The organism is Mesorhizobium sp. M0633 (assembly GCF_040320645.1).
Taxonomy (GTDB): Bacteria; Pseudomonadota; Alphaproteobacteria; order Rhizobiales; family Rhizobiaceae; genus Mesorhizobium.
On record NZ_JAMYQC010000039.1, the window covers coordinates 12869 to 25535 of the forward strand.

The window sequence follows — 12667 nt, forward strand, 5'->3', positions numbered from 1 at the left end:
GCCCGCATGCTGAAAAGCTTATTGCTCGACACTCTGCGAAGTAAACTCCGAACGCCTCCAAACAGACGGTGGTTGACCGTAAGTCCTTCGGAAGACCCTCGCGAAGTGAGAGGCGTTCTCGAAGCCGGCCCCAATAGCGACCTCGATCAAAGGAGTGTCGACTTTCCTGAGAAGTTGCTTTGCGCGCTCGAGCCGCACGCGTCGGTAGACAAGCGCGGGAGAGCTGTTCAACTCCCTGAAAAACAGGCGCTCGAGTTGTCGTCGGGAAACCCCCAATGCTGCGGCCAGCCTGCAAACCGACAGTGTGTTCTCGACGTTCTGCTCCATCAGGATCAGCGCAGCGCGGAGCCTTGGGTCGTGCGTCTCTACCGGCAGCGGCCGACGCGGTTGTACCCACTCGGCGTTCCGCACCTTGTCGATCTGCAGCACTTCGAGCGCGTTCCGCTCGGCTGCGTTCCCGATGTGCCGTCGCACCAATTCCGCCGCCAGATCGGCAGTGCTGCTGCCGCCCGCGCATGATCCCCGCGTGGTATCCAGGTTATAGATTCTGTCCGCCCGAACCCGCAGATCGGGAAAGCGCTCCCGGAAGTCGACGTAGTGAAGCCAGCTGACGCAGGTCTCGTGCGTCGCCATAAGACCTGCCTCAGCCAAAATGAACGTCCCGGTGCAGATACCGATCAATCGCGCCCCTTTGAATGCAGCATCCCGAAGATACCGCAGGGTTTCGTTGTCGACTGCCTGACCGTTGGTTAACCGTCCCCCGACAACGACGATGTAGTCAAACTCCATCGGGTCGAGGAATAACGACGTCGGCGAGACCTGGACGCCGCAGCTCGACGTGACAAGATGCCGGGTGTTCGACAGTACCTCCCAGTCAGCGTTGATCCGTCCTGATCTGTCGGTTTCATCGCTGGCAAGTCTAAGCGTGTCGATAAACATGGCGAAGGCGGTCAACGTGAAGGAGCGGGCCAGGATGAACCCGACCTTCAGCCGAACCGTCCGGGCCTGTCTGCGCCGTGGTGATGAGTGAAACACGATCATGCCTCCAGTCCGGTGGAGACCCGGGGAGTTGCCGTCCCCAAAGCCGCCGCACCGTGGTAATATCGTTTACCTATCTTGACTCATGATGTTTGTCTACAATATGTCTATCATCGTAAATTGAGGAACCGCAATGATCCTGAATGAACCTGCTGCGTCGACGGACCGAAAGGGCATTCTTGCTCAAACACTGGTGCATCGCATCCTCACGATGCAGCTTGAGCCGGGGGCGGTCCTCGACGAAGTCGCTCTCAGCGAGGAATTCGGCCTGTCCCGTCCGCCAGTCCGCGAACTCATGCGACAGATGGCAGGCGAGGGCTACGTCGATCTTGAGACCAACCGGGCGGCGCGCGTGTCCATCATGTCCTACCAGACGCTTCGCGATTTCCTGATCGTCGCTCCGATGATCTATGTCGGAACGACGAAGCTCGCAGCTGTCAACCACAAGGCTGGGGACCTCGAAATCCTCAAGCAGACTCAACAGAAGTTCCGGCAGTCCATTGCCGACGGCCACGTCGAAAACAGGGTGATCTTCAATCACCAGTTCCATCTGAACATCGGCAAGATGGCGCACAACCAGTATCTGCTTCCCAGTCTCAAGAAGCTTCTCATCGATCACGCCCGGATCGGGAAGATCTTCTATCGCCAAAACGGCGGCCCTCGGATCCAGAAGGACCAGGAAACCGCTGCGCGGCAGCACGATCAAATGATCGAGGCCATCGAAGCCCGCGATGCCGAGCGGGCGGGCGAACTGGTGCGCGCCCATCTCGAAGTTTTCCGAAGCGACGTGGCGCTCTACGCCGTGCCCAACGGCATGCAGGGCGAACTCGACGGGTAATCGTTGTCGGTGTCACTTGGGACACCAAGGAGAACAGAAATGCTCAACAAAGTCGACTACAAAACGCAGGCGAGTGCACTCAAACTGCCGAACAGGATGATCGTGGATGGGGTGCAGATTGCGGCCCTATCGGGCAGAACCTTTGCAACCCTTAACCCGGCTACTGGTAAGGTTCTGGCGGAGCTGCCCGCTGGTTCGGCGGCCGATGTCGACAAGGCCGTCGCTGTCGCCCGGCAGGCGTTTGAGGACGGTCGGTGGTCCAAGCTGGCCCCGGCGAACCGGAAGAAAGTCCTTCTCAGGCTGGCGTCCGTCATCGAGGAAAACGCGCTCGAGCTGGCGCTGATGGAGAGCTTGGATAGCGGCAAGACCATCAGCGACTGCATCAACATCGATGTGCCCGAGACTATCAACAGCCTCAGGTGGCATGCCGAAGCAGTCGACAAGATGTATGACCAGGTGTCACCTGCGAACGACGCCTCTCTCGGCCTGATCGTGCGCGAGCCCATCGGCGTCGTCGGCATCGTCCTCCCCTGGAACTTCCCTCTTCTAATGCTCGCGTGGAAGATCGGCCCTGCCCTGGCAGCAGGGTGCACGATCGTCGTCAAACCCGCTGAAGAGACGTCGCTCACCACCTTGCGGGTCGCAGAGCTCGCTCTCGATGCCGGGCTGCCGCCTGGGGTTTTCAACGTCGTGACCGGTGATGGTCCGGACGTCGGCGAACCGATCGGTCGCCATCCCGACATCGACGCGATTTCCTTCACAGGCTCCACCGACACTGGCCGTCGCTTCCTGAAGTACTCCTCCGAGAGCAATTTGAAGGAAGTGGTCCTTGAGATGGGCGGCAAAAATCCTTGCATCGTGATGGACGACGTTCCCGATCTTGACGCCGTGGCCTCCCACATCGGCAACGGCGCGTTCTGGAACATGGGCCAGAACTGCTCGGCCATCTCACGTGTCTTGGTCCACAAGGACGTGAAGGACCGCCTTCTCGAAAAACTGACGCAAGTGGCCAAGACCTGGACCGTGGGCGACCCGCTTGATCCGGAGACCCGCATCGGTCCGCTTATCTCGGCCACGCATTTCGAGAAGGTCAGCAGCTATCTGGAAGGCGATGGCAAGTTGGTGGCTGGCGGAAAGGTCTTCAACGGGACCGCGATCGAGCCCACGATCATGGAATTCGACCGCCACGACAGCAAGCACGTCCGGGAAGAGATTTTCGGGCCGATTGTGTCTGTGATTGGGGTGGACTCCCTCGCGGAAGCGGTCTCGCTCGCCAACGAGACCGAATATGGCCTGGCGGCTTCCGTTTTTTCCGCCGACGGCACACGGGCGCTCCGGGCCGCACGGGCGATCCGGGCCGGGACCGTCACCGTGAACTGCTACGGGGAGGGGGACGCCGCCACTCCGTTTGGCGGTTACAAGCAATCGGGCTTCGGCGGGCGGGACAAGGCTTTCCACGCGCATGATCAATATTGCCAGACCAAAACCCTTTGGATCGACCTGAGCAGCTCAAACGAAGGTTTCTGAAATGTCATCATTTGCTTTCTCCGGTCTCAATCTCGCAATCACGGCTCCGTTCGACTCGAGCGGGCGTATTGATTTTGATCGCTTCCAGGAACTCATCGAGCGGTATCTGGCCGCGGGCGTCGACGGTATCGTGTTCAGCTCCGGCACGGGCATGCATGTTTATCTGTCGCCTGATGAATCGAGGTCCCTCATCGAACGTGGCGCGCGCATCGTCGCCGGACGGGCCAAGGTGATCGCCCAGGCCTCGGCATTGCTCACGGCCGACGTCGTCGAAAGGACGCAGTTTGCGAAGGACTCCGGTGCGGACGGTGTCATGATCCTTCCGCCCTTCTTCGAAGGTCCGTCGGACGACAACAGCGTCGTCGACTTCTACGCCGAAGTTGCCAAGGTCGGATTGCCCATCATTGGCTACAATGTGCCCCAGGCGGTCGGTGTACGCATAACGCCGGACCTGCTCCGCAGACTCTGCCAACTGCCCGAGTTCCGCGCCGTCAAGGACAGCAGTGGAGACTTGGTCGCGCAGGTCAGGCTGATCGGCACCGGCCTGGATGTCATCAACGGGGCCGACCCGCTCGTTCCGTTTTCCCTGTTCGCGGGTTGTTCTGGTCTGATCTGGGGCGGCGCGAACATTGCGCCACGCACCAGCGTGGCGATCGTCAGGGCCGCTCGGGAAAAGAGATGGGACGATGTGCAGTCGCTCTGGCTGCTGCTGGAGCCAATCATGTCCCTCCTTTGGGACGGCGACTATGTTCCAAGCGTGTATGCAGCCGCTGGACTCACAGGATATGGCTGCGGCAACGCGAGAAAACCGTTCCGTCCCCTTTCGACGGACCGCATTGCGGCGCTTCGGACGGCGCTAGGCGCACTGGTTGAACAAGAAGCGGTATGATGACCAGTAAGACCTTTCGTGCGCGTCGCCTTCCCGCCCATGGCGTGGAGTCCGGCTGGGCGGCGTTGCTCCCTTCGAGGACGCCAACGCCCGAGCTGGATCAGGCCATCACCGTCGATGTCGTCGTCATCGGCGCGGGCTTCGCAGGGTTGGCCGCCGCTGTTCGGCTGGCCGATCTCGACCGGAACCTTTCCGTCGCGGTCATTGATGCCGACGTGGTCGGAAACGGGGCCAGTGGTCGGAACTCCGGCTTCCTCATTGATTTGCCCCATGACATCTCGTCGGGCAATTTCGGGGTGAACGCTGTTGCCAAAAGCCACAACGATATCCTGGTAGCGCGGACGGCCATCCAACATTACGCCCGCCTGGCGGAAGAGCATGGCTGGGACGAGGACGTCTTCGATCCGAGCGGCAAATACAGCGTGGCCATGACCGATGCCGGCACCGAGCACCTTGCAGCATACTCCTTGACGCTCAAGTCGTTGGGCGAACCGAACCAGGTTCTAGGTGCTACGGACATCGCGGAAGTCACGGGCACGCGATGCTTCAAGTCCGGGCTCTTCACGCCCGGTGCGGTCATGGTGCAACCTACAGCGCTGGTGAGGGCCATTGCAGATTTGTTTCAGGAGCCCGTCAGGCTGTTTGAGCGGACGGCCGCGCTGTCCATACAAGCCTCGTCAAGCGGCTGCACTGTGAAGACTCCCAAGGGGGAAGTCAGGGCAGGGCGGGTGATCCTGGCGACAAACGGCCACGCGGAGAGCTTCGGGTTTGGAAGCGGTGAACTTCTCCACGTCTTCACTTACGCGTCGCTCACCGAGCCGTTCACTTCCTCCGCGCTGGGCGGATACCGCAAATGGGGAGCGACACCGGCCGCGCCGATGGGCACGACTGTACGGCGTATCAATGGGGCCGATGGTGACCGAATTCTTATACGCTCCCGCTACACCTACCACCCGAAGATCGAAGTCGGCGCCGCCTCGATCAAGAGTGCGGGCGACCTCCATGACCGCAAGTTCGCGGACCGCTTTCCTGATCATCGTCACTTGAAGATGCAGTATCGCTGGGCCGGCGCAATGGCGCTCACGCGGAATTCGGTGCCGCTGTTCGGCCAGGTGGCAGACGGCATCTTCGCGGCATGCGCGTGCAACGGCATAGGCGGGACTAAGTCCACCGCCGCGGGCATCGCGACGGCCGAACTCTTGGTTGGGCATCGGTCCAAACTCGGCGAAATATTCCGCTCGTTTGAGAAGCCCCAAGCATTGCCCCCGCGACCGTTCACCGACGTGGGCGCACGATTGAACCTAAAATTCAGAGAATGGCGCGCGGGACGCGAATAGGTCCTCTGAAGGCTGACTTCGCTTCGCGACCCCATGAGTGGGCCGTATCTCAACGGGAGAACAGCCGGCGTGCTGGAAGATGGGAACGGAGACAAGAACATGGCTATTCTTCTGATTGCCGAACACGACAACGCGACGCTTTCCGACCAGACCGCCAAGGCGCTTTCGGCGGCGCTGCAGATCGGTTCGGACGTGCATGCGCTGGTTGCCGGCAAGGGCGCCAAGGGAGCTGCCTATGCCGCCGCCATGCCCAAGGGCGTCAGCAAGGTGCTGCTCGCCGAAGCCGACGAACTGACCGAACGCCTTGCCGAACCACTGGCGACGCTAGTCGTCAGCATAGCCGGCGCCTATGACACATCATTGCGCCGGCGACCTCGTCGGGCAAGAATGTCGCGCCGCGCGTGGCCGCACTACTCCATGTCGCGCAGGTCTCCGAGATCATCGAAGTCATCTCTCCCGACACCTTCGAGCGGCCGAACTATGCCGGCAACGCCATCCAGACGGTGCAGTCGACCGACGCCAAGAAGGTGATCGACGTGCGCACCGCTTCGTTTCCAAGCGCCTCCCAAGGCAATGCGGCTGCCGTCGAGAATATCTCGGCGGCAGCCGACCCGCGTCTCTCCATTTTCATTGAAAATGAGCTCTCCGAAACTGACCCTCCGGAGTTGACCTCGGCCAAGATCATCATCTCCGGTGGACGCGCGCTGGGCTCCTCGGAGAAATTCCAGGAGGTCATCCAGCCCGTCGCCGACAAGCTCGGTGCCGCCGTCGGCGCTTCCTGTGCAGCGTTCGATGCCGGCTATGCGCCGAACGGCTGGCAGATCGGCCAGACCGGCAAGGTCGTGGCCCCTGATCTCTACATTGCCCTCGGCATCTCTGGCGCCATCCAGCACCTCGCCGGCATGAAGGATTCGAAGGTCATTGTCGCCATCAACAAGGATGAGGAAGCGCCGATCTTCCTGGTCGCCGGCTACGGCCTCGTCGGCGATCTTTTCGTTATCCTGCCCGAGCTCTCCAGATCGATTTAACCCGAAGGTACAATGTCTCAACTTCAGATTCTCACTCTAACCTGCGAAGACCGTCCCGGCATCGTCGCGGCCGTCGCAACCGAACTGGCTGTGCTCGGTGCCAACCTTGCTGAGAGCAGCCAATTCTGGGACCGCACCAGCAATCGCTTCTTCATGCGTCTGGCCGTTGAAGGAGACGATTCGCTTTCGATCGCTTCAATCGAGCGTGCGCTCAAACGGGCAATCGACCGCTTCGGTTTGTGTGTTCACACCGTCGATGCGCGCCGTAGGCCGAAGATCATCATAATGGTGTCGAAATTCGACCATGCAATGCTTCATCTGCTTTACCAAATCAAGGTCGGTTGGCTGAACGCGGACGTGGTCGCGATCGTCTCTAACCACGAAGACAGCCGTGGGGTCGCCGAGCGGGAGGGCCTCGCCTATCATTACTGGCCGGTATGCAAGGACAACAAGACCGAGCAGGAACAAAGGCTGCTAGGTCTCGTACATGAAACTGGCGCGGATCTCGTAATCCTGGCCCGATACATGCAAGTCCTGTCTGATGACCTGTCAACTCGCCTCTTCGGCAAGATGATCAACATTCATCATTCCTTTCTGCCCTCCTTCAAGGGCGCAAAGCCCTATCATCAGGCGTATGAGCGCGGAGTGAAACTTATCGGAGCGACCGCGCATTACGTGACGCCCGACCTCGACGAAGGTCCAATCATAGATCAGGAGACTGAGCGCGTAACGCATGCGATGAGCGCGGAGGATTTCGTGGCGACCGGCCGCGACATCGAAAGCCGGGTCCTTGCACGGGCCGTCAAGCTGCATCTGGAGAGGCGGATTATGCTCAACGGGAATAAAGCAATCGTATTCTCAGCTTAGCTGAGAACGCCGCGATGTGAAAATCTGTATCTTCGACCAATCACAAAGGAGAATCGACATGGCACGGCCCCCAATCCCCGGCAATCCAGGCCACACCCCGCCGGGCCCCCCCGACTGGGTGCCAGGCCCGCCAGATGGCGTTCCGGGTCGTCCGCCCGGCGTTCCGCCTGGCCCCAAGGACCCACCTCAGCTGCCGGATCGTCCAGTAGGATGACCTGGATAGGCTATGGCCATCTGAAAACAGGTATGCTCACCCACTGGGAGCATACCTGCGTTGGACGACTGGATTTCGAACTCCGTGACCTGGCATTCTTCGCCCGAGACTCGCTGCGAATCGACGAAGACCAACTGAAACAGGGGGTGCTCAGCATCGAGTTCGAATGGCCGCTGGCATCCGGGGAAGTCTGCCAGCTTCGCGCAGTTTTCCCCGACAGCTATCCCTTCGTGCGCCCGCAAGTCGCCCTTCGAGGAAACCCGGAAACTTTTCCGCACAAGCATTGCTCACCGACCGACGGCAACCTTTGCCTGTTGGGCCGTGACACAGGACTGTGGTCCATCGAGTGGACGTTGGCGAAACTTCTGGAGAAGCAACTCGCCAACGCTCTGAATGGTACGGGCATGGAGGATCCACAGGGCGAACCGATGGAATTCTGGTGGAACGCCTTCGCCCCGGCATTCGATGGCTATGTCGACGGCAGCTATATGTTGATCGACACTGCCTGGAATGTAGGAGCTGAAACAGAGGGCACCTTGCGGGCGTCTTACTCCCTTCAAAAGATGGACGACAAAATTAGATTCCAGGGTGTGGTCGAGGAAATCAAGGCGAAGGACGGGTCCGTTCTAGCTGCCCGGAAATTTCCGCTTCCTCCCGGACTTCAATTGAAGAAGGTCACGGGCATATTTCCGTGGAGGCGCGTAGGTCGTTTCGCGCCGCCATCGCCCGAGGGTTGGCGGAAAGCGCAGGGCCAGCTTACCTTTGGAGGCCACGTGATCAATAGTGGCTCGCCCGCTATTTCGATGTCCGTCACGGTCCAGTCGACGGAACTCAGCCACCGCATTGACGGCGACACCTGGCTATTTCCACTGCGTTACGGACCAGCAAAGTCGTTCCGGGCTGTGAAGCAAGGACAGAGAGGGACCAGCCCGTCCATGATCATAGTTCCCACGCTCCGCGCCGGGGCCACAGACATCGGCGCCCGAGTTCCATCGGTCGGCATCTTGAAGGATAAGGTGATTGCCATCTTCGGGATGGGAGCTATTGGTGCCCCAGTTGCGATCGAGCTTGCCCGCAACGGCTGTTCCCATCTCACCGTCATCGACCATGACATCGTGGAACCAGGAAACTCGATCCGATGGCCGCTTGGTGCGACGGCCTGGGGAATGCGAAAGACGACCGCCGTCAAGCACCACGTGGAATCCGAATACCCAAGCGTCGAGGTCGAGGCGATCCATCACACCGTAGGCATAGCCGCGGCGGCCGACGGGAACGGAAGAGACCATTCAGTTCTACCGCCGATTTTTGGGAAGGCGGACATCGTCATCGATGCAACGGCCTCTTCCGGAATCTCACGTTTGCTGGCCGATCACTGCAAGTCCGCCGGCAAACCGATGATCTCTCTTTTCGGGACGCTCTCATTGAAGGGGGGCGTCGTTGCTGCCTATCAGCCGAAATCCGGCTGTCCAACCTGCCGCGAATTCGCCTATGCGAAAGGTTTGATCGAGAAAGCTCCTGGGTCAGGAGAAATCTCTGCGCTAAATCAGCCGGCTGGATGCGCCGAGTTGACCTTCACTGGGGCTTCATTCGATCTTCATGAATTATCGCTGGAAGCTGTCCGGTTGACCGTGGACATTCTCTCGCAGCCAGCCGATTTCAAGGAATCCTTGGTTCACACCCTCACATTGCATGACGGCATCAAGCGGGTGCCGCCGTCTTGGCGGGTGGATGGGTTGCCTCCCATGAAAGAATGCGGATGCAACCCATAGTGTGGGTGCCTCGGGCGATCATGCAGGACATGCAGATCGATGCCGACCTCTGGTATGATCGGGAAACGGGTGGGACCTTCATGGGATACTGGGCCGAAAGCAACGTTGCCGTCGTAACAGCAATGATCCCGGCCGGGCCCCGAGCATCTCACGAGCGAAGCAGCTTTCTCCCTGATCAAAGCTGGCAACAGGCGGAGATTGCGAAGCACTATGAGCGTTCCGGGAGGTTGGACACGTATCTCGGGGACTGGCACACCCACCCCGATGCCGTTTCGAACCGCCTGAGCTGGACGGATCGAGTATGCCTGAAAACGATCATAAAAACCCCAACGGCGCGAAATCAAAGGCCCGTCATGATGCTCATGTGCGGCAAACCGGGTGAGTGGTCTTTGCACTCTTGGTTCTGCCAACTGCGGACCAAGTTATTTCTCTTTGAATTCCTGGATGAGAGAGAAGCGACTATCGAAGCCTACACGAGTCCCTCTTCTGAACAGGCGAGGAGATCGTAAGAGCTTAATCAAAATTCTGGCCGACACAGGATGAGGGGGAGATGAATTTTACGCATTGCGATTTGGGGCAGTGTTCTCGCGGTCAGAGGGCCGAGATCACGTTCACGTCGGGAGCCAATCTAAGGTCGCTGGATTTGACGAGCTGCAGCAATTACGGGCGCGGAGAACGACCTCAGTATGGCCGGCTTGCGAAGCAGCCAGTCCGCCTGCAGGTTCCCAAGTCGGTGCATTGGCCGCAGGGGCTTGAAGGCAGCACTTGTTCCAGCATCAGGAAATTGCCCGGGCCTCTACCCGAATTGCGCGAAGCTCTGTGTTCTGTTCCGTCCCTGGTCAGGGATAGTTCGCCGCCGGGAAAATCCACAGACGGGAATCGCCAGTACGAGGTGTTCATCTCCCATGCTTCCGAAGATAAGGATGATGTCGTCCGTCCACTGGCGCTGAATGATGGACTCGCAGTCTGGTCTGACGGATTCGAGCTTCGGATCGGTAACAGCCTCAGGCGGATCGATCAGCTTGTAGCTGCATAGGAATCCAATGGTCGCGTTGCCGATCACCGGTCGAAATTGTCAAAGACGAACACTCGCACGGCCCGTCTTTTTGTTGGGTTCGGTGACCCAATTTCGGCCCGCCCGCTGCTCTCCACCAATGCGCTTCGCACTCTCGAACTGCTCCATCAGCACCTTCTTGTGTTGGGAGGCTGCCGTAGCATTTCGGACAAAAACGTCCGAGATCGCCGCGTAGCTACCGCTGGCGAGCTAATAATATGCGCGACCGTCGCGGCATTTGTAAAGAAGGTCAGCCCGGCCAGTCTGAGAGGTCGGCTTACGATGGGGTCTACAGGCCGGGTGGCGCACAGCAGAGAGGTGAAGGGAGTCTGTCAGGACAATGAGGAAGAACAATGAGGAAGGACATGCGAATTGTCTTCGAGACATTCCTGGAAAAGTTGTCGGTAAGTGTCGATGAGGGTGATTTTCGCGGAGCCTTGGCCGATGTCGCCTCAGGTCTGGATCTATTCACCTTTGCCTACTTCTCCTTACCGCCGTGGTCTAATGGCAAGCCCATGCTGATCTCGAATTATCCGGCGCTCTGGACAGCGCGCTATCTTGAGAACCGGTATCAGAATGTCGACCCGGTCATTTTACGTGCAAGCTATGGCGAATCCATTTCGATGGGGATTTGACCTAAAGAGTTTTGATCTGTCCGCGCCTCAGCTTAGGTTTTTCGAGGAAGCAGCGCAGTTCGGCATCCGCTGCGGCGTGACGATCCCGATCATTGATGGCCGCGACAATTTTGCGGCTATGACCTTTGCCGCTGACAAGCCCGATCCTGCATACTTTCGCGTGGCCGATCGCTACGAGCAAGGTCTTCCGTTTTTCGCGAGCTGTTTTCATACGTTCGTCCGCTGCAGACTGTCGGGCGATCGAAGAGTTGGCGGTGTGTTGTTGACGCCGCGTGAATACGAGTGCCTGCAGTGGGCGGCGCGCGGCAAGTCCGCCCGAGATACAGGCGGCATCCTGGAGATCTCGCGGTACACGGCTGAGTTCCATCTGGCAAACGTCCGCAAGAAGCTTGGCGTGACAACCACCCGACAGGCGATTACGCGTCTGGCGGCTTCAGGCTTTTCGCTTCCTGATAAGTCGGCTTGACCTCCGGAACTGCACAGGCTGCGCCTTCGCGAAGGATCGGCTCCAATGGCGAGGAAATGTTTCCCGCCATTGGAGGCCTTTGATGATCCAGCTTATTGCGCCTGAGTGCTATGACGACTTTGCTGACGGACTGCATGCAATGCATCGGCTTCGATTTCGCGTCTTCAAGGAACGCCTAGGCTGGGACGTGCAGGATAATGGCGGCTATGAAATCGATTCCTTTGACGCGCTCAGACCGCACTACCTGTTGTTGCGCGGTTTCGAGGGCCGGGTGGAGGGTTGCGTTCGCCTTCTGCCCTCAGCGGGCCCGACCATGATTCGCGATACCTTTCCGATGCTGTTGGAAGGAAGGGCTGCACCTGAGGATCCGAGCGTGTGGGAAAGCAGCCGTTTTGCGCTCGACATAGCTTCATCTGGGCAAAAGGGGGCGGGCGGTATCGCTCTCGGCACATATGAACTCTTCGCCGGCATGATCGAGTTCGGCCTCTCACGCCGGCTCAGCCACGTCGTCACGGTCACCGACTTGCGCATGGAGCGCATTCTTCGTCGCGCCGGCTGGCCCCTCGAGCGGATCGGCAACCCCCACACGATCGGCGCGACACGCGCACTGGCGGGCTACCTCGAAGTGTCGAAAGCGACACTTCATGCGGTGCGACAAAACAGCGGTATCGACAGTCCGGTGCTATGGGCGCCGGTGCTTCGCCGGGTGGCGCGAATGTGACGCCCGGCAGGAGAGCACAGTCATGTCCACGTCTCTTGCGACGGACGCCGATCTGCCCGACTGGTGGAATGATAGGTCATACGACTATGCCGCTCAGCTGACGCTGCGTGGCTGGGCTTGGGAGTTTTTGCGGCGCAATCCGGTATTTCAGCATGATGTGCTTGCTACGCGCCGGCAGGCCAACAGTTTGCCGCATGGAACCACCGTCGAGGTGATCGCGTCGGCCGGCAACCTGTCGCGCTGGGGTGTTTCGTTTCGCTGAATCTTACGGGCGCAGTGCGACT

The 12667-nt window shown here is 59.5% G+C and carries 10 protein-coding genes and 2 pseudogenes; 11 read left to right on the plus strand and 1 reads right to left on the minus strand.

The genetic code is table 11. From position 1 onward, the window contains the following. Nucleotides 1-18 precede the first annotated feature (18 nt). Nucleotides 19-1041, minus strand: coding sequence for a GlxA family transcriptional regulator (locus tag NKI47_RS29470; RefSeq protein WP_352594515.1), 1023 nt, complete (start codon nt 1039-1041; stop codon nt 19-21). A gap of 130 nt (nt 1042-1171) precedes the next feature. On the opposite strand from NKI47_RS29470, the gene NKI47_RS29475 reads away from it, so the two are divergent. The 11 genes and pseudogenes from NKI47_RS29475 to NKI47_RS29535 all read left to right on the plus strand — a co-directional run bounded on the left by NKI47_RS29475 (nt 1172) and on the right by NKI47_RS29535 (nt 12645). Next, entirely contained in the window at nt 1172-1876 is a 705-nt protein-coding gene (locus NKI47_RS29475) for a GntR family transcriptional regulator (RefSeq protein ID WP_352594516.1), read from the plus strand. A gap of 39 nt (nt 1877-1915) precedes the next feature. Next, on the plus strand, nt 1916-3403 hold the full coding sequence (locus tag NKI47_RS29480; protein WP_352594517.1) for an aldehyde dehydrogenase: 1488 nt from the start codon (nt 1916-1918) through the stop codon (nt 3401-3403). Nucleotide 3404: 1 nt separating this feature from the next. Then, nucleotides 3405-4292 (plus strand): dihydrodipicolinate synthase family protein, encoded by an 888-nt coding sequence (locus NKI47_RS29485; RefSeq protein WP_352594518.1) that lies wholly within the window; start codon nt 3405-3407, stop codon nt 4290-4292. Further along, entirely contained in the window at nt 4292-5629 is a 1338-nt protein-coding gene (locus tag NKI47_RS29490; protein WP_502898094.1) for an NAD(P)/FAD-dependent oxidoreductase, read from the plus strand. Before NKI47_RS29485 ends, NKI47_RS29490 begins: the two co-directional genes overlap by 1 nt. A 99-nt stretch (nt 5630-5728) precedes the next feature. Continuing rightward, nucleotides 5729-6657 (plus strand): annotated as a pseudogene (locus NKI47_RS29495) (electron transfer flavoprotein subunit alpha/FixB family protein). A 12-nt stretch (nt 6658-6669) separates the two neighbouring features. Beyond that, on the plus strand, nt 6670-7524 hold the full coding sequence (gene purU, locus NKI47_RS29500) for a formyltetrahydrofolate deformylase (protein ID WP_352594520.1): 855 nt from the start codon (nt 6670-6672) through the stop codon (nt 7522-7524). Nucleotides 7525-7734: 210 nt separating this feature from the next. Beyond that, nucleotides 7735-9507 carry a ThiF family adenylyltransferase gene (locus NKI47_RS29505; protein WP_352594521.1) on the plus strand — a complete coding sequence of 591 codons (1773 nt, stop codon included), beginning with the start codon at nt 7735-7737 and terminating at the stop codon, nt 9505-9507. Between the two features lie 29 nt (nt 9508-9536). Beyond that, nucleotides 9537-10016 (plus strand): Mov34/MPN/PAD-1 family protein, encoded by a 480-nt coding sequence (locus NKI47_RS29510; protein ID WP_352594522.1) that lies wholly within the window; start codon nt 9537-9539, stop codon nt 10014-10016. Nucleotides 10017-10926: 910 nt separating this feature from the next. Beyond that, a pseudogene (locus NKI47_RS29525) lies at nt 10927-11662 on the plus strand (helix-turn-helix transcriptional regulator). 82 nt (nt 11663-11744) lie between these two features. Next, nucleotides 11745-12383: an acyl-homoserine-lactone synthase gene (locus NKI47_RS29530; protein WP_352594526.1), complete on the plus strand. Its 639-nt coding sequence runs from the start codon at nt 11745-11747 to the stop codon at nt 12381-12383. Nucleotides 12384-12405: 22 nt separating this feature from the next. Continuing rightward, on the plus strand, nt 12406-12645 hold the full coding sequence (locus NKI47_RS29535) for a transcriptional regulator domain-containing protein (protein ID WP_352594527.1): 240 nt from the start codon (nt 12406-12408) through the stop codon (nt 12643-12645). Nucleotides 12646-12667: the final 22 nt, after the last annotated feature.

Excerpts from the sequence above, each read along its gene's own strand:
- NKI47_RS29530 (WP_352594526.1), top strand. The coding sequence starts at position 11,745 with ATGATCCAGCTTATTGCGCCTGAGTGCTATGACGACTTTGCTGACGGA.
- NKI47_RS29490 (WP_502898094.1), top strand. The coding sequence starts at position 4,292 with ATGACCAGTAAGACCTTTCGTGCGCGTCGCCTTCCCGCCCATGGCGTG.
- NKI47_RS29480 (WP_352594517.1), top strand. The coding sequence starts at position 1,916 with ATGCTCAACAAAGTCGACTACAAAACGCAGGCGAGTGCACTCAAACTG.
- NKI47_RS29505 (WP_352594521.1), top strand. The coding sequence starts at position 7,735 with ATGACCTGGATAGGCTATGGCCATCTGAAAACAGGTATGCTCACCCAC.
- NKI47_RS29485 (WP_352594518.1), top strand. The coding sequence starts at position 3,405 with ATGTCATCATTTGCTTTCTCCGGTCTCAATCTCGCAATCACGGCTCCG.
- NKI47_RS29535 (WP_352594527.1), top strand. The coding sequence starts at position 12,406 with ATGTCCACGTCTCTTGCGACGGACGCCGATCTGCCCGACTGGTGGAAT.
- purU (WP_352594520.1), top strand. The coding sequence starts at position 6,670 with ATGTCTCAACTTCAGATTCTCACTCTAACCTGCGAAGACCGTCCCGGC.
- NKI47_RS29475 (WP_352594516.1), top strand. The coding sequence starts at position 1,172 with ATGATCCTGAATGAACCTGCTGCGTCGACGGACCGAAAGGGCATTCTT.
- NKI47_RS29510 (WP_352594522.1), top strand. The coding sequence starts at position 9,537 with ATGCAGATCGATGCCGACCTCTGGTATGATCGGGAAACGGGTGGGACC.
- NKI47_RS29470 (WP_352594515.1), bottom strand. The coding sequence starts at position 1,041 with ATGATCGTGTTTCACTCATCACCACGGCGCAGACAGGCCCGGACGGTT.